Source organism: Streptomyces sp. NPDC090442 (assembly GCF_044769405.1).
Taxonomy (GTDB): domain Bacteria; phylum Actinomycetota; class Actinomycetes; order Streptomycetales; family Streptomycetaceae; genus Streptomyces.
The window spans coordinates 46,289-62,757 of record NZ_JBIVXW010000056.1 but is presented as its reverse complement, the minus strand read 5'-3'; the positions used below and the strand labels follow the sequence as shown (position 1 = coordinate 62,757).

At 69.1% G+C, this 16,469-nt stretch carries 18 protein-coding genes and 1 pseudogene; 16 read left to right on the top strand and 3 right to left on the bottom strand.

The window, feature by feature from the left end; genetic code table 11:
* The first annotated feature begins 72 nt into the window (after positions 1-72).
* The 7 genes from ACIQU6_RS31735 (at position 73) to ACIQU6_RS31705 (ending at position 8,026) form a co-directional block, all read left to right on the top strand.
* Positions 73-843 carry a D-alanyl-D-alanine carboxypeptidase family protein gene (locus ACIQU6_RS31735; RefSeq protein WP_403485166.1) on the top strand — a complete coding sequence of 257 codons (771 nt, stop codon included), beginning with the start codon at positions 73-75 and terminating at the stop codon, positions 841-843.
* Complete coding sequence (locus ACIQU6_RS31730; RefSeq protein WP_403485163.1) at positions 840-1,922, top strand: endonuclease/exonuclease/phosphatase family protein; 1,083 nt, start codon at positions 840-842, stop codon at positions 1,920-1,922. The genes ACIQU6_RS31735 and ACIQU6_RS31730 overlap by 4 nt, the downstream gene beginning before the upstream one ends.
* Before the next feature lie 148 nt (positions 1,923-2,070).
* Complete coding sequence (gene cseB, locus ACIQU6_RS31725; protein ID WP_403485162.1) at positions 2,071-2,757, top strand: two-component system response regulator CseB; 687 nt, start codon at positions 2,071-2,073, stop codon at positions 2,755-2,757.
* Position 2,758: 1 nt separating this feature from the next.
* Complete coding sequence (locus ACIQU6_RS31720; protein ID WP_403485161.1) at positions 2,759-3,979, top strand: sensor histidine kinase; 1,221 nt, start codon at positions 2,759-2,761, stop codon at positions 3,977-3,979.
* Positions 3,980-4,133: 154 nt separating this feature from the next.
* On the top strand, positions 4,134-4,706 hold the full coding sequence (locus ACIQU6_RS31715; protein WP_403485160.1) for a GNAT family N-acetyltransferase: 573 nt from the start codon (positions 4,134-4,136) through the stop codon (positions 4,704-4,706).
* Between the two features lie 119 nt (positions 4,707-4,825).
* A complete protein-coding gene (locus ACIQU6_RS31710) occupies positions 4,826-6,064 on the top strand; it encodes a cytochrome P450 (protein ID WP_403485159.1) in 1,239 nt (412 codons plus the stop codon).
* Positions 6,065-6,349: 285 nt separating this feature from the next.
* On the top strand, positions 6,350-8,026 hold the full coding sequence (locus ACIQU6_RS31705; RefSeq protein ID WP_403485165.1) for an SWIM zinc finger domain-containing protein: 1,677 nt from the start codon (positions 6,350-6,352) through the stop codon (positions 8,024-8,026).
* Between the two features lie 144 nt (positions 8,027-8,170).
* Here ACIQU6_RS31705 and ACIQU6_RS31700 read toward each other — a convergent pair whose 3' ends face one another.
* Complete coding sequence (locus ACIQU6_RS31700; protein ID WP_403485158.1) at positions 8,171-8,431, bottom strand: hypothetical protein; 261 nt, start codon at positions 8,429-8,431, stop codon at positions 8,171-8,173.
* Between ACIQU6_RS31700 and ACIQU6_RS31695 the strand changes: the two genes are divergently transcribed.
* Positions 8,421-9,017 carry a hypothetical protein gene (locus ACIQU6_RS31695; RefSeq protein WP_403485157.1) on the top strand — a complete coding sequence of 199 codons (597 nt, stop codon included), beginning with the start codon at positions 8,421-8,423 and terminating at the stop codon, positions 9,015-9,017. The genes ACIQU6_RS31700 and ACIQU6_RS31695 overlap by 11 nt on opposite strands.
* A 227-nt stretch (positions 9,018-9,244) precedes the next feature.
* Here ACIQU6_RS31695 and ACIQU6_RS31690 read toward each other — a convergent pair whose 3' ends face one another.
* On the bottom strand, positions 9,245-10,099 hold the full coding sequence (locus tag ACIQU6_RS31690; protein ID WP_403485156.1) for a helix-turn-helix domain-containing protein: 855 nt from the start codon (positions 10,097-10,099) through the stop codon (positions 9,245-9,247).
* A 309-nt stretch (positions 10,100-10,408) separates the two neighbouring features.
* Here ACIQU6_RS31690 and ACIQU6_RS31685 point away from each other — a divergent pair, with 309 nt between their 5' ends.
* The 7 genes and pseudogenes from ACIQU6_RS31685 to ACIQU6_RS31655 all read left to right on the top strand — a co-directional run bounded on the left by ACIQU6_RS31685 (position 10,409) and on the right by ACIQU6_RS31655 (position 14,141).
* On the top strand, positions 10,409-10,924 hold the full coding sequence (locus ACIQU6_RS31685) for an RpiB/LacA/LacB family sugar-phosphate isomerase (protein WP_403485155.1): 516 nt from the start codon (positions 10,409-10,411) through the stop codon (positions 10,922-10,924).
* A 42-nt stretch (positions 10,925-10,966) separates the two neighbouring features.
* The gene (locus ACIQU6_RS31680; RefSeq protein WP_403485154.1) at positions 10,967-11,551 is read left to right on the top strand and encodes a DJ-1/PfpI family protein; all 585 of its coding nucleotides are present in this window, start codon (positions 10,967-10,969) and stop codon (positions 11,549-11,551) included.
* The gene (locus ACIQU6_RS31675) at positions 11,551-11,757 is read left to right on the top strand and encodes a DUF2180 family protein (RefSeq protein WP_403485153.1); all 207 of its coding nucleotides are present in this window, start codon (positions 11,551-11,553) and stop codon (positions 11,755-11,757) included. The genes ACIQU6_RS31680 and ACIQU6_RS31675 overlap by 1 nt, the downstream gene beginning before the upstream one ends.
* Positions 11,758-11,838: 81 nt before the next feature.
* Complete coding sequence (locus ACIQU6_RS31670) at positions 11,839-12,168, top strand: putative quinol monooxygenase (protein ID WP_403485152.1); 330 nt, start codon at positions 11,839-11,841, stop codon at positions 12,166-12,168.
* Positions 12,169-12,373: 205 nt separating this feature from the next.
* Positions 12,374-12,556, top strand: a pseudogene (locus tag ACIQU6_RS31665) (hypothetical protein); the annotation flags it as partial.
* Positions 12,557-12,682: 126 nt separating this feature from the next.
* Entirely contained in the window at positions 12,683-13,252 is a 570-nt protein-coding gene (locus ACIQU6_RS31660) for a hypothetical protein (protein WP_403485151.1), read from the top strand.
* Positions 13,253-13,433: 181 nt separating this feature from the next.
* On the top strand, positions 13,434-14,141 hold the full coding sequence (locus tag ACIQU6_RS31655) for a DUF4232 domain-containing protein (RefSeq protein ID WP_403485150.1): 708 nt from the start codon (positions 13,434-13,436) through the stop codon (positions 14,139-14,141).
* Between the two features lie 127 nt (positions 14,142-14,268).
* Here the strand turns inward: ACIQU6_RS31655 and ACIQU6_RS31650 are convergent, their stop codons facing one another.
* Complete coding sequence (locus tag ACIQU6_RS31650; protein ID WP_403485149.1) at positions 14,269-14,907, bottom strand: hypothetical protein; 639 nt, start codon at positions 14,905-14,907, stop codon at positions 14,269-14,271.
* A gap of 1,319 nt (positions 14,908-16,226) precedes the next feature.
* Here ACIQU6_RS31650 and ACIQU6_RS31645 point away from each other — a divergent pair.
* Positions 16,227-16,427, top strand: coding sequence for a hypothetical protein (locus ACIQU6_RS31645; protein WP_403485148.1), 201 nt, complete (start codon positions 16,227-16,229; stop codon positions 16,425-16,427).
* Positions 16,428-16,469 lie beyond the last annotated feature (42 nt).

Below are 16,469 nucleotides of genomic sequence, written 5' to 3'. Positions count from 1 at the left end.
ACCTCGTGCTCGTCCGCGCGACGGCCTGCTGAATCACCCACCAGCCGAACTCCCAGGCCAACACGCCCCAACATCAATCGCGGGGCAGCCCGTAACCTCGGGACGCGAGGCGCACAGACACCCGTACCCATCGCCAGCGTCACCAAGGTGATGACGGCATACGTGATCCTCCGCGACCATCCGTTGCACGGCGACGAGGAGGGCCCGGCCATCGAGGCGGACCAACAGGCAGCCGACGAGTCCGTATCCGGAACCGAATCGACGGCTCCGGTACGAGCAGGCCGGAACTACTCGCAGCGCCAGATGCTCCAGTTGTTGTTGCTCCCGTCGGGCAACAACATCGCCCGCCTGCTGGCACGTTGGGACGCCGGCGGCGAGGAGGCGTTCGTCGCGAAGATGAACAAGGCGGCGTCGGGACTGGGCATGAACCGCACGACATACACGGATGCGAGCGGCATCGGGTCCACGACCGTCAGCACCTCGCAGGACCAGTTGAAGCTGGCCCGGGAGGCGATGAAGAACGACGTGTTCCGGAAGATCGTCGCCACCCCGAGCGCGACGATTCCCGGAGTCCCGGGGACGGTCCTCAACACCAACACCCTGCTGCGGACGCCCGGCGTCGTGGGCCTCAAGACCGGTTCCAGCACACCGGCCGGCGGAAACCTCGTATGGGCGGCGACGGCGCGCGACGACGGCAGCGGGCCACTGGTGCTGGGCGTGGTGTTGCACCAGCAGGCGGGCACGTCCGCGGAGCAGGGCCTGCACGCCGCCCTCGACCGGAGCGAGAAGCTGATCACGGCCGTGCGCGCGGGCCTGGCCGCTGACGACAGGAGGTCCGCGTGAACGGCGGCGGCAGCGGTGGTACGGACACCGACCGTAAGGCAACCGCAGGGCCGGAGGGCGAGGCCGAGAACGAGAGCGTCGCCGGGAACGAGAAGGCCCCCGGCGGCGACGAGGCCCCCACCACCGACAAACCCCCTGCCCGCTGGTCATGGCGCAGCGGCCGAGCAACCGCTGTACTCGCCGTGCTGTGCACCGCCGTGCTCCTGTTCCACCAGTGGATACCCAACGGCCCCGGCCGACTGCCCAGCCTGGTCGAGAGCTTCCTGCCCTGGCTCGGCGCTGCCGTGCTGCCGCTGCTGGCCGTCGCGCTGGTACGGCGCTCCGCAACGGCGCTGGTCGCCGTACTGGTGCCCGCCGTGACGTGGGCGTGCCTCTTCGGCGGCACGCTGGTCGACAAACGCGGCACCGGCGGCGACCTGACCGTCGTCAGCCACAACGTCGACGACGAGAACCCCGACCCGGCCGGCACCGGACGCGCGCTGGCCGCCTCCGGCGCCGACGTCATCGGCCTGGAGAAACTGACCGACACCAACACCCCCCACTACGAACGGGCGTTGGCCGCCGCCTATCCGTACCACCGGGTGGAGGGCACCGTCGGAGTGTGGAGCAAGCTCCCGCTCCGCGACGTGCGGCCCGTGCCGATCATGGCGTGGACGCGGGCGCTGCGCGCGACCGTCGAGACGCCCAAGGGCCCGGTCGCGATCTTCGTCGCCCACCTGCCGTCGGTGCGCGTGCGACCCACCGAGGGGTTCGCCACCAACTGGCGCGACCACGCGGTGGTGCGCCTCGCCGACGAGGTCCGGCGGGACCCGGAGCCGCGACGCATCGTGATGGGCGACTTCAACGGGACGGCCGACGACCGCGGCCTGGCCCCGCTGACGTCGATGATGCGCTCGGCACAGCAGGAGGCGGGCGCGGGCTTCGGCTTCACCTGGCCGGCGGCCCTCCCGGTGGTGCGGATCGACCAGGTCTTCACACAGGGCGTCGAGCCGGTGGCGGCATGGACACTGCCGCGAACGACCAGCGACCACCGCCCCGTCGCCACCTCGGTGAACCTCTCACCGGCACCCAAGACCTGACCTTCGGCGAATCCCTGACAACTCCGCCCTTATGGTGGTGGCCGCTGAAGGCTGCTGCCGACAGCCGGTGGCCAGGGACGGCCGCCGTTACCGAGTTACCGACGTGCGCGTACATGGACGTGTACATGCGTGAGGCAGGTGAGAGTGGGTGTCCGCCCCCGTGAAGGTGCTCCTCGTCGAGGACGACGCCGTGATCCGCAGGGCCGTCGGCCTCGCGCTGGAACGTTACGGCTACACCGTGGACTCCGCCGAGGACGGCCTGACGGGCTTGGAACTGTTCCGCGCCGGCGGACACGACCTGCTGCTCCTGGACGTGATGCTGCCGCAGCTCGACGGCATCGGACTGTGCCGACGGGTACGGGAAACCAGCCTGGTGCCGATCCTGATGATGTCCGCGCGCGGCGACTCCCTCGACGTGATCGCCGGACTGGAGGCCGGCGCCGACGACTACGTCGTCAAACCCATCGACACCGCCGTCCTGGTGGCCCGCATGCGCACACTGCTGCGCCGGGTCACCTTCCGCCCCAACGAGCCCGTCGCGGACGGCCGTTCGGTACTCACCTTCGGAGACCTGACACTCGACACGGACGGACTGGAGGTACACGTCGCCGGCCGACCCGTGGTCCTGACCCCGACCGAACTGCGGCTGCTCCTGGAGTTCGCCGCGCATCCCGGGGTGGTACTGGAGCGACAGCGACTGCTGCGCGAGGTGTGGGACTACGGATGGGACGGCGACAGCCGGGTCGTCGACCTCTGCGTGCAGCGGCTCCGCAAGAAGATCGGCGCCGAACGGATCGAGACGGTCCGCGGCTTCGGCTACAAGCTGCTGCGCTGACATGGCACGCCCCTTCACCTCCCTGCGCTGGAAGATCGCCGCCCTGGTGGCCGCCGCATGCTGCGCGGTAGCCCTGGTCATCGGCCTCCTCGTACACAAGACGACCTACGACCGCTCGCTCTCCGAGGGCCGCGCCAAGGCCCGCGACCGACTCGCCACCGTCGTCGGGCAACAGCCCGGACCCTCGACGGAAGGCACCATCCACAACCCCGACGACCTGCCACGCCCGCTCCGGGACCAGGTACGCCAGGCCGGCGGCACGCCGCAGACCTGGTACGACACCCGGGTCGCCCACGTGCCCTGGATGTGGGCCGCCCAGGAGGACGGGGGCCGTTGGACGGCCGTCCGCATCTCCATGGACCTCGACCTGCTCAGCCGCAAGGCACTCGACCGACACAGCGCCTACGCGGCCCTCGCCGCGCTCGCCGTCGTCCTCCCCGCCTCCGCACTGGCCACGCAACTCCTGGTCCGACGCCTGCGCCGGGTCGCCGTCACCGCCCGCCGCATCACCGACGGCGAACTCGACGCCCGCACCGGCGGCTCGGGACACGGCAACGACGAGATCGCGGACATCTCCGCGGCCGTCGACGGGATGGCCGGCAGCCTCCAACAACGCCTACGCACCGAGCAGCAGTTCACCGCCGACGTGGCGCACGAACTGCGCACCCCGCTGATGGGACTGGTCACCTCGGCGGAACTGCTCCCCGAGAGCGAGGCGACCGAACTCGTCCGCGACCGGGTCGGGGCGCTGCGCGCCCTGGTCGAGGACCTGCTGGAGGTCTCGCGACTCGACGCCGGCGCGGAACGGGCCGAGCTCGTACAGCTACCCCTCGGCGAGGTGGTCGAGGACTCCGTGCGACGCACCGGGCTGCCCGTGCACACCTCGACGACGGATGCCGGGACGGTACGCACCGACCCACGACGCCTGGACCGCATCCTCACCAACCTCATCGCCAACGCCCACCGGCACGGCCGGCCCCAGGTCGGCGTCACCGTGCACGGCACGACCGTCGTCGTACGCGACCACGGCCCGGGCTACCCGGCGGAACTCCTCGCCCAGGGACCGCAACGCTTCCGCACCGGCACGACCGAACGGGGCCAGGGTCACGGCCTCGGACTGACCATCGCCCTCGGCCAGGCCCAAGTCATCCAGGCACGCCTGGAGTTCACCAACGCGCCCGACGGCGGAGCGATCGCCACCCTGACCCTGCCCACCGACTGACGACCTGCGCGGCGCCGTCCGGCCCGCGAGCCGGCCCGTCGCACGACTGCTCAACGGCAGAGACACCCGTCAGAACCTGGTCGCCGCAGGTCAGGACACATGCATGTAACACGCCCTGGGTACCGTGCCGACCTCGGGAAAGGGAGCGACGAACATGCACCAGGACGCCACCGCGCACACCGCGATACGGATACGGCCAGGGGTCGAAGACGACCTCCAGCAGCTCACCGACATCTACAACCACTACGTGACCGGCACGCCCGCCACGTTCGATGTCGAGCCCGTCCGCATCGAGGACCGCAGGCAATGGCTGGCCGACCATCCCGCAACCGGCCGCCACCGGCTGCTGGTGGCCCACGAAGCCGACACCGTCCTCGGCTACATCACCAGCAGCGCACTGCGTCCCAAGCAAGCCTTCGAGACCTCGGTGGAAACCAGCGTCTACCTCTCGCCCCACCACACCGGACGCGGCCTGGGAACCCTCCTCTACCGCGCCCTCTTCGAGGCCCTCGCCGACGAGGACGTGCACCGCGCCTACGCGGCGATCACCCAGCCCAACGAGGCATCGATGCGCCTGCACGAGCGCCTGGGCTTCCGCCCCGCCGGAATCCACCGCGAGGTCGGCCGCAAATTCGGAACGTACTGGGACGTCGCCTGGTGCGAAAAGCCCCTGCGCCAGGCACCACAAAACACGCCGGACAACCCGACCCTCGCCTCCGAAGTCTGACGGACATCGGCCACCGCCCGCCCCTGCCCCACTCATTGTCGGGTTCGCACAGCTCCGCGCCGCCAGCTCTGACCCTGCCCCCACCGCCGCACCCAGGCATCCTCCGTGACCATGGGCAGGTGCGACTCGATCCCGCGGACCCCGCCTTCTCCCACGACCCCTATCCCTACTACGCCCGACTCCGCGAACAGGGGCCGGCCGCCCGGGTCGAGTTGGCGAACGGCACACATGCCTGGCTGGTCACCGGCTACGAACCCGGCCGCGCGGTGCTCGCCGACCCCCGCTTCTCCAACGTCCCGCCGCAACGCGCCGGCCGGCCCAAGCCCAACTCGCCGGCCCAGCGCGCCCGCGCCTGCCTGGCGCGGCACATGCTCAACACCGACGCCCCCGACCACACCCGGCTGCGCCGCCTGACCACCGCCGCCTTCGCCCCGCGCCGCGTCGACGCCCTCCGCCCGCGGATCGATCGCCTCGCGACCGGGCTCATCGCGGGCCTGACCGAACGACTGTCCGCCGGCGAGACCGTCGACCTCGTCGACGCCTTCGCCTTCCCCCTCCCCATCCTGGTGATCAGCGAGGTGCTGGGCGTACCGGAGGCCGACCGCGCGGACCTGCGGGAATGGACCTACCGCGTCGGCTCACCCGCGGATGCGCTGCCGCAGGGCGCCGCTGACGAGGCATGGGTACGGCTGCACGACTACGTGAGCTCGCTCATCGCCGAGAAGCGACGCGTGCCGGGCGAGGACCTGTTCAGCGTGCTGATCGACGACTCGGCCGAAGACGCCCTCGATGACGGCGAGTTGCTCGCCATGGCCTTCCTCCTGCTCTTCGCCGGCTACGAGACGACGATGAACCTCCTCGCCTCGGCCTCGCTCCGGCTGCTCACGCACCCCCACGAACTGACGGCCGCCCAACGCCACCCCGACACCCACTGGGCCGCCGTGGTGGAGGAAACGCTGCGATACGACAGCCCACTGGAAGGAGCGACCTGGCGCCGCACGACCGAGACCGTGGACCTCGGCGGAGGCGCCGTCATCCCGGCCGACGACTCGGTCCTGGTCGTACTCGCCGCGGCCAACCGCGACCCGCAACACTTCCCACAACCCGACGAGTTCCGCCCATCCCGCTACCTCGCCGCGACCAACGCCGAACGCCCCGCACCACACGCGGCCTTCGGCCACGGCCCCCACTTCTGCGTCGGCTCCCGCCTGGCCCGCCTGGAGGCGACAACCGCCCTCCCCCTGCTCTTCGATGCGCTCCCCGATCTGCGCCTGGCCACCACCCCAACCCAACTGCCCTACCGCCCCGGCCTCCTCGTACGCGGCCCCCGAACCCTGCCGGCCATGGTCACGAGGTAGCCGCGGGGAGCGGCAGACGCCTGCCGGGGATACTGGCCGTTCACCGGCGAGCACTCGCCGAACGCGGGCCAGTTGGCCGGCTCCGGCGCTGATGAGCAGTGCGACCGCCCTGCGCGCACCGCACGACCTTGACGCACCACACGGATCGAGCCCCCGTGCCCGAGACCCGGCCCGAGGGATGAATCACGATGGTGTGGACTTCCCTTGGGCCGTCGCCTTCAGGTGACGGGCATCCCTAGGCTGGCGGCTGTGGCAAACAGGACCAAGAGCGGGACCAAGAAGGCGATGGGCAGCCTCACCGAAGCGGGCCTCAAGAAGTTGGCCGGTGAGCGTTCCTTCGAGCGCGGGCGCGGATACCTGGATGCGGTATCCGGGGTCGAGGTCGGTGACGGTTGGGTGAGTGCCAGCGTCCACGGGACGGAACGGTACGAAGCGCATCTGACCTTCGACGGACCTGGTGGGTTGGGCGGCGAGTGCGACTGCCCGTATGGCCTTGAGGGTAATTTCTGCAAGCACTTGGTCGCCCTCGGCCTGACGGTGCTCGCCGACCCGAAGAGCCTGCCACGTCAGCGGAAGGCGGCGCGGGACCGGGCGCAGAGCCTCGACACGTGGCTGGCTGCCCAGCCCAAGGCCGAGTTGCTCGCCCTGTTGCGTGAACAGATCGGCGAGGACCGGCAGTTGCGGCGCCGACTTGAGCTGCGGGCCGCGAGCACCCGTGGCGACCTCGTCACCATCCGGGCCCGGATTCGCGAACTGCTCGACATCGGTCCGTTCGCGCAGTACGGATACGTCGAGTACGCCGACGCCCGTGCCTACGCGGTCCAGGCGGAACAGGCGGTGTCGGCGATCGGCGCGCTCACCGGCTCCGGGCGGGCGAACGACGCGATCGCCTTGGCGGGGGAGGCGATGGAGCAACTGGCCCAGGCGGTGGAGTGCGTCGACGACTCCGACGGGTGGCTCGGCGAGGTGGGCGCCGGCCTCGCCGACGCTCACCTCGACGCATGCCGTGCGGCCCGCCCCGCCCCAGGGGAGCTCGCTCGCTGGCTCGTCGGCCATGCGCTCGGGGACGTGGACGACGGCCTCACCGACCTCGATCCACTCGACTACGAGGACGTTCTCGGCGTAGAAGGGATGGCCATTCTACGGAAGTTGGCGGTCGAGGCGTGGCGGGCCAACCGCCGCGGCTGGGCGGAGAAGTATCTGATGGAGCGTCTGGCCAAGGCGGGAGGCGACGTCGACACGGTGATCGCCGTGCATGCGGCCGACCTCTCGCCGGACGGCCACACGCACCTGGCCATCGCCCGCGAACTGGACGGCGCCCAGCGCCCCGACGAAGCCCTGCGCTGGGCGGAACGCGGCATCCGCGATGCCCGGGACCCCGCTCTCGTCGACACCGCCCTCGTCGACTACCTCTGCGACCGCTACGCGCAGGCGGACCGACTCGCCGACGCCCTCGCCGCGCGCCGCGACCACTTCGGCGCCCGCCGGGCCCTGCCCACGTACCGCCAACTGCGCGCCGCCGCCCGGGCAACGGACTGCTGGTCGGCCGAGCGTGAGGCCGCGCTGGCCCTGCTTCGCGCCGACGCGGGGCGGCACAAGAAGAGTCGGTTCGGCGGCCCCGTCCTGGTCGACGCCCTCCTCGACGACGAGGACATCGACGCCGCTTGGCAGGCCGCCACCGAGGCCGGCGCAGACGACCGACAGTGGCTCACCCTCGCCGACCAGTCCCGAGCCACCCGCCCCGGCGACGCACTCGGCGTCTACCTGCGACTGGCGGACCCACTCACCAAGCAGACCGGCAACAGGATTTACGAGCAGCTCGTCAGCCTGTTGTTGAGCATCCAGGACTGCCATCGCCACCTGGGAACGTCTGACGAGTTCACCGAGTACGTCACCGCCCTGCGCACCGCCCACAAACGTAGGCGGAACCTGATGAGCCTGATGGACCGGCACAATCTGTGAACGGGACGAGTTGTCGCGGCGGCTCGTACAGTCAAGCAGGTATGGCGCAGGCCATGGTTGGTCGTTAGTCGCCTGGCCGCGGTCCGTGCGCCATCGATATACGGCTGTCACGACGTGTGCCGCAGACGCACCGCGGCACTGGTGTCAGCGGAGGGCGCCACAGATCCGATCGCCCCGGTCCCGCCGCGCACCGAGCTCCACGCCGTGGACAAGTACGCGCAGCTTGCCGTCTTCGTCACCCCACACGGCGACCAGTTGCTCCGCGTCGGCGAAGGTGTCGTACGCGCGAAAGCCGAACAGCCCGTGAGCGCGCAGGCGACCACGACCACGTGAGACGACCTCTAAGACGCCGGTGTCGGGGCTGCCTTCCTCGGCGCAGGAGGGGATGCATACGATGATCAGCATGCAAATGCGCCACATCGTCCCACTCTGCGCCGCCGTGACCCTTGTCGCCGGCTGCTCTCAAGGAGCAGCTGACAAGCCACAAGACACAGAAGCCGCCTCGACGCAGGACTCGAAGAAGCCGCAGCAAGAGGAGACGGCATCGAGTGGCGGTGCCTCTGAATGGAACCCCAAGAAGGGCTTGCAAAGGGCTCAGCGGGCACTGGCCGCCTACGATGACGATGGCACCCATCCGAGGATCGTGGAAACCGACAACCCCTACGTCACCACGGGGATGTCCCAAAAATTCAACACCTCGGGAGACCGGCCGTACCGCCTTGACATCACCTGCAACACTCAAGGCATCCGTGAACTCACGCTGACGTTGTCCCGCGGCAACGAAGAGCAGGACTACGCAATCGGATGCGGAGACCGTGAAGCAGACCAGTTCAACATCCCTCCAGGGAAGCCGGTCACGGCCAAAATCGCACCGGTCGAAGATGGCACTGGCCTCATTCTCTGGCGCCTGAGCACCATCGCCGCGGACGAGGTAGACGGTTGCGACGACGACATTACGGGTTGCGATAGCTGGGACACATCCGCATCCTGACCCATCAGGGCGGGCGGGCGGCATCGACAACGCGGACGCGAGGTGGAACTCTCCTGCGATGCCCTACGACAGCCCGGACGTGGTGGGTACCACGCCCACATCAAGTGGTGAACCTGCCCGTTGACGGACGAGTCTCCCGTCAGCTCCATGCTGCCCGCAGTACCACTGTCTGCGGTACTTGCTAACTCCGCCAGCCTGCAGAGCGCTTCACCACCACAGTCCCGTCCTCACGGCACGACGGGCTGATCCCAGCTCTCCGCGTCCGGTGTGACGGCCAGGCGCCGCAACGCCTCCTCCGCCGGTGAACCGGGTGCGGCCGTGTAGACGGTCAGCGCCTGGTCCGGGCTGTCGGGGATGCGGAAGGTCTCGAACTTCAGGGCCAGCGGTCCGACCAGCGGGTGGTAGAGAGGCTTGTCGCCGTGGGTCTCGTCCCGAATGGTGTGGTCGGCCCACATCCTGCGGAAGTCCTCGCTACGGGTGGACAGTTCGTCGATGAGGTCCGCCAACTCCTCGTCATCCGGGTGCCTGCCCGCATCGACACGGAGAAAGGCCACCGTGTCATCCGCCTTGCGCTGCCAGTTCACATAACGGTGCCGGGACGTTTCGTCGAGAAACGTGAGCCGGGCCAGATTGCGCTGCTCCTCGGGAAGCCGTGGAAAATCGGCGATGAGCACGCGCGCCATGCGATTCCAGGCAAGGACCTGCAAGCGGCGCCCCACCACATAAGCGGGCGCGTGCTCCAGCGACTCCAATACGTGATGGAGTCCGGGCCGGACTTGCTGTGACGGTGGTTTCGGTCCCTCGGTCTCCGCATGCACCAGGGCGTAAAGATGCTGCCGTTCGGCTGCCGACAGGCGCAGCGCGGCGGCCACGGAATCGAGGACCTGCGGCGAGACATTCCCGCTGCGCCCCTGCTCCAACCGCACGTAATAGTCCACGCTGACCCCGGCGAGCAGCGCCAGCTCCTCGCGCCGCAGCCCCGGCACCCGTCGGCGCGAGGCCGCCGGCAGGCCCACGTCCTGCGGCTGCACCCGGGCCCGCCGGGACCGCAGGAAATCACGCAACTCGGCCCGTCGATCCATGCCTCCATTATGCCCGAACCCAAGGGTGGTACTGCCAAACCCAGGAACGCCATCACCAGGAATGCCAAACCCCAGGAAAGCCATAACGGAGGGAAAGGCGAACCTGCTTGTGGGCTTGCTCCATGCCCTCCTGGCGCCGCAAGGTCGAGTACGTCGCCGCTACGCCACGGGAAACGGAGAGAGGGGAGAGCGGAGGTGCGGAGGTAATTCCGATCGCCGAGCATTTCCGGCATTACTGACGTCGTCGATGCCAATCGGCAGCGTCAAACGGCACCACCAAGCGACACGACGAATTCCTGGGAGGAAAACATGAACGGGAAGCTCCGCATCGTCATCGGGAGCGACTTCCGGGGGCTGACTTACAAGGAACCCCTCAAGGCGTTCCTGGAGAACGACCCGCGGGTGGCCTCGGTGCAGGACGTCGGCGTCACCGGCGACACCAACACCGGCTACCCACACATCGCGGTGGACGCCGCCGAGATCGTCGCCGACGGCGAGGCCGATCGCGCGCTGCTCATCTGCGGCACCGGCCTGGGCATGGCCATCAGCGCCAACCTCGTCCCAGGCATCCGCGCCGTCACCGTCAACGACGCCTACCAGGTCGAGGGATCGGTCCTGCTCAACAACGCCCAGGTGATGGCCCTCGGCCAGATGTGCGTCAGCCTGCACCACGCCCAGGCCCTGGTCGACCAGTGGCTTGACCTGCGCTACGACCCCACCTCCGCATGGGCGCCCCTCATGGACGCGATGGTCGACTACGAGGCCGAGTACGCGCAGAAGGCCAGCGCCGCCGACCCGCGCCAGACCACCCCGTCCTGCACCTGACCCGCCCCGTCCCGCCCCTCTCACGAGAGACCCCAACTCCCCATGACCCCCCAGAAGATCCTCATCCTCGCCGGCCACGCCACCGAAGACCTGGAGCTGTTCTACGGACTCCAACGCCTGACCGAAGAGGGGTACGACGTCACCATCGCCGCCCCGCGCAAGGAGCGGCTGAAGTTCGTCTCGCACGACTTCGACGGCACCTACCCGGGTACGTACACCGAGTTCCCGGGCAAGTCCTGGCCCGCGGACGTCGCCTTCGCGGATGTCGATCCGGCCGAGTACGCCGGCCTCTTCCTGCCCGGCGGCCGCGCACCGGAACACCTGCGCCACCACCCGGACTTCGCGCGCCTCGTCAGGCACTTCTTCGCCACCGACAAGCCCGTCGCGCACACCTGCCACGCGGCCATCGCCCTGGCACCGCTCGGCGTCCTCAAGGGCCGCACGACGACCGCGTTCCCGGGCGTCGCACCGGAGGTCGACCTCGGCGGAGGCACCTTCCTCGACGACGCGCCGGTCGTCGACGGCAACCTGGTCGCCGTACGCGACTGGTCGGAAAACGCCCCGCTGCTGCGTGAGTTCGTCCGCCTGCTGCGGCAGCGCAGCACCGACACCGGGGCGACCGGCTGATGCACTGCTTCGACTGTGCCGCACTCGGTCGCGAGACCGTGGCGGTCGCCCTGTGCCAGGGCTGCGGTGCCGGCCAGTGCTCCGCCCACGTGATCGTCGCGCAACGCGCAGTGCGCCGACTGGCGGGCCTGGGACAGGTCTCCTCGCCCGATCCCGCCCGCCGTATGACCTGCGCGGCCTGCCATGGAGCAAGCCGAACCGCCTGAACCCCGGGCGCCATTGGCGACTCACCGCCCAGACGCTCACCAGCAGGCCGGTCAACCCGGCTGAACAAGGACACCATCATCATGATCTTCATCACCGCCAAGTTCCTCGTCCGTCCCGAACACGCCGACCGGTGGCCGCAGATCGCGGCCGACTTCACGGCCGCGACCCGCGCCGAGCCCGGCTGCCTGTGGTTCGACTGGTCCCGCAGCGTGGACAACCCCAATGAGTACGTCCTCGTCGAGGCGTTCCGCGACGACGAAGCCGGGGCGACGCACGTCCAGTCCGCCCACTTCAAGGCCGCGCAGCAGACCCTGCCCCCGCACCTCGTGGAGACCCCCAGGGTCGTGAACTTCACCGTCCCGCAAGGTGGTTGGTCGGAGCTGGGCGAGATGGCCGTCGGCGAGAAGTGACGTGACCGGGGTGGCCGTCTGTTGGAGGAGTGGGCGGCCACCTCAGGTGACGCGGCGCGTTCCGGGCCGAGACGCGGCCGCTCGATGGGTCGGTCATGGTGGTGGCCAGGGGCGAAACTGCGTAGCCGTCGGGTTGGCGGTGCCGGTATTGTCCGGCGTCCGGTAGCCCGTACCAGCGGCTTCACCAGCACGGAGAGCGATCCACATGACCAGCCAGCAGGCAACGACGACCCTTTGGCGCCCCACCGGCCCCGAGGGGCTGGATCTGGTCCGTGAGTTGGACTGGCGTGGATGGCCGCCCCGCCTCCCCGAGCAGCCGATCTTCTATCCGGTCCTCGACGAGGACTACGCGATCAAGATCGCGCGAACGAGTTCCGCTGAGCCAGACAGCTTGCCGACGGGGCGTGCTGACCGCCCCATGAGTCCAGTCCGGCAGACCTGAATGGCGCCCCGGCCGCCTACGTCGGGGCGAACGCTCCTGACCACCCCCCCAACCCTCCCAAGGACAAACCTGTTGACCCCACATTCCCTCGCGTTCTACGTGGACGCGGTCGCGTCCGGGACCGTGCTCGGCGCCAAGCCGACGGACAGCCCTGACCGAGTGACCGAGATCCTCGGCTCCGACTTTGCCGAGAACTCCCTTGACGACTACAGCATGTGGCGCGACTACGGAATGGTCGAGTTCTTCTGGATCCGGGAATCGCCGGACCATCCTTGGGAGGGTCACCACTTCACCCTGCAGGTGCATCGGCTGACGTCCTGGGGCAGTAGCCTCGTCAACCAGGCGATTCGTGATCGGTACGGCCGCTTCGATCGGCATCTTCGGTTCGACAAGCTGGAGCGGCTGCTGGCGAAGCGTGGCGTACCCATGGAGTACGTCCCGGACGTCAACGAGCCGACCATCACCCTGCATTGGCAGCCCGCCTCCGAAGTCTCCGTGCTGGTGGTCCGAGCCCACGAGAGCGAGAGGCGCCGGCGATGGGACGAACGCATCGGTGATGTGTACGCCATCTCTTCACCGGTGAGCGCCGAGTACGTGGCACGGAGCAGAGCACGGTACGGCCAGCAGGCCGCCACCGGCTGAACCACGCCCAGGGGCGGTCAACCCATGGTCTGGTTCATCGGGTCCCTCTTGATGGCCGTCGCCTGCTCGCGCCCCTGTTAGCTGGGCGTTAGCGGTGCGGCAGCGTTGCGATAGCGGCCTTGATCAAAGTGGGTGTCGTACCGAGGAGATACCGACACCGACTTCACCGGGGGGACCCGAAATGAGCTCCACCACCAACGCCCGCATCGTTCGCCGCCGCACCGTGGGTGTTGCCGCCGCGGCTCTGACCGCGACCGCCGCGTTGTCCTTGACCGCCTGCTCCGGTTCGGACGCCAATGCGGCGAAGCCTGCGAGCCAGGCGGGTGCGAGCACGGGTTCGGCCGGTGCCGGGGCCAGCGCCTCGGGCTGGTCCGGGATACAGAGCACCGACAAGCAGGAGGGCAAGGCGAAGTCGGGCGCCGGCGAGGTCAACTCGTCCCGTGTCCACTCCGGGAACGGCGCGGCCAGGGGTGTTGGCAAGAGCAAGTTCTGCCGCACGTCCGACCTGGTGATGGAGGCGGACAACTCCTCGCGCGATCCGAAGACGGGTGACATCACCATTCAGATGACCAGCAAGGCCGGGAGCGCCTGCTCGGTGACGGGCTTCGCCGGCGTTGACTTGAAGGACGCCGATGGCACCTCCGCCCCTGTTCACCGTGGGGGTGAGGTGCCCCGTATCACCAACCTGAACCCTGGTGACACCGCCACGTTCAGCATCTCGTACAAGGCCGACCTGAGCGGCGACAGCCTCGCCAACCCGACCAACATCATCGTGACGCCGCCGAACGAGACCCACAGCGTGTCCCTGAAGTGGCCTGCGGACGCGCTGAAGTTGGGCGGCTCGTACGACGAGACCATCAAGGTTCACCCGGTCGGCATCGCGAGCTGAGCGCCGCGAAGCCCTTACGAGGACCGGCCTGCTCTCCACGCGGACACCGACCCAGCTCGGCCGCGCGCAGGCCGGGCTCCATTCCCTCATTCCCTATGGCGGCTTGACAGGCATCACGCCCATCGTCTCACTGCGCTCGATCCCGAGGCTCCGTTGACGGACCTGCTGCCGCTGGTCGACATGATGCAGAAGTCAAGAGGGTGAGCCCTGTGCCTCGACCCGTCAGGCCCATGAACCGGCCGTCTTCTCGCATCGGCTTGTCCGGTTGTCGATCGAGGAGACGGGATCCCCTTCGCTTGCGTTGGAAGGGGACGACGTTTCCTCCCGCGTGAGGCCGGAGCTGGGCGAGAGGCCGGTGGCGGGAAGTGACCTGACTGGGCCGGTGGTCGGCCTCCGTGGCAGGTGGGCGCTCCAGGGCACGCGCGCGACTTTGCGACGTGGAGCCGCCGTCGGTCTGCAGGTGCCAGCGCAGGGCACGTATGTGGGGTTCGCGCGAGAGTTGGACGACGAGCCGTTCCAGGGCGGCGGCGCCGGGACCGCCTGCGGTGAGGGTCATCTGGAGCCGCACATGGACGCTGCCGTCCGGTTTGATGGTGTGCACGCTGTCGAGGGGGGTGTTGGTGTTCGTGAACGCCCGTGTGTACAGGGTGCGCATCTTCGTGTCGACGCGACGGTCACAGACGGCTTGGAGCGTGCAGTGCGTCCGTAGGGGGTGCACGACGTTCTTGGGCCGCCGGAACGGAGCGAAGAGAGACAGGAGTTTCATGCGGCTCCTTTGAGCGGATCGGAGACCGGGGCGTGACTGACCGCCGCCATGGTGCGGTTGGCGGTGGGAGCTCGTGATGGCCTGATGAGGGAGGGCGCGGATGGGCGGGAGCACGGCGTCGAGGGCCGTGTGGCTGCGTCCGTGCGCGAGCGAGCGTGTGGGGGTGGGAGTGGGGGAGAGGCCGCGGGTTGGGTCGTTCCTGGTTCTCTACGTCAACTGAGGGCGCAACTTGGCGCCCCGGCACGGTTGTTGGTCGCAGGGGTGTGAGGGGGAGGCGTGTGGAATGGGTGGGAGGGGTGGTTATCGCGCACCGGAGGTGGGGGAGGGGCCGCGGGCGCGGGGGCGACTGTGGTCCGTTCCATGGCTGTGACCGTCCATGGCTCTCGCCTCCTCCCGGCCGAGGCGCACGCATGCGCCGAACAAGGCACGGCACGCGGCGGGAGCCGGTGTCCGTGAAGACGCCGTACTGAACGAGGTGTCTCAAACCCGTCGTACGCTGAGAGGCTACCTTCGAGCCTGTGCTAGAACGCAAGGGCTTGACTCAACCTTGGTTCCGCTCTGACGTTTTGTGCATGGATGACGTGCCGATTTGTCCCGGTTGGGTCGTTCCGGGCGCGCTGGCGACGCCCTCTCCCGGGGCGTTCTGGTGGCGAAATCTCTCGATGGTGGTGAGTTGTGGCGGTGATGAGTTGATCACCGCCGCCGCGGCGGTCGCTCTCCTGGGTGGGCGCCTTGACCAGGCGTGTGGGCGCTGTCCCGCTCGTCCGGTACCGGCGCAGCCCCGGTCGGGGGAGACGGTGACGCCGGAGATCGTGTTGGTGATCCGGCCAATGTCGGTGAGACGGTGTGCGGCTTTCTGGACGGCGGAGAGGTGCGCGCGGTCAGGGCGGGGGCTGCGCAACGCTGTCAACCAGGCCGGTTCCGGGGCGAGTCGTGCGGTCAGTCCTCTGTGGCGTGCCGAATCGTCACTGACGCCGGTCACTGCCCCGCCGTCCGACCGAAGGGCTCACGATGCCACGCAAAGTCCGAGCCACTCCCTCTCCCACGGGGTGGCTTCGTCTGATCGCAGGTGCCCCGATCCACCTGTACCGCTGGCACCTGGGCGTGTTCATGGGTAGCCGAATCCTGCTGCTCACCCACGCCGGCCGTAAGAGCGGCCAGCCCCGCCAGGTCGTCCGGAGGTCGCCGGCCGCGATCCTCGGACCGGTGCCTACCGCCTGCCCTCGGGCTTCGGCCCGACCTCGCAGTGGTTCCGCAACATCCAGCACACGCCCCAGGTCGCGATCCAGGTCGGGCGGCGCCGCACCCTCGCCCGTCCCATGACGCCCGAGGAATCCGGGCGCGTCATGGCCGAGTACGCCTCCCGGCACCCCCGAACCGCGCGCCGCCTCAGGGGAGTTCGCGACATCGAGACCGACGGCAGCACCGAGGGCTACTACCTCATCGGCCGCGACCACATCCCGTTCGTCGAGGTGACCCCCACACCGGTCGCGCCACCACAACCTCCCCACGACGCCTGACCGGCCGGCCGAGTTGTTCCGGCCATGGTTCGGAAGGGATTT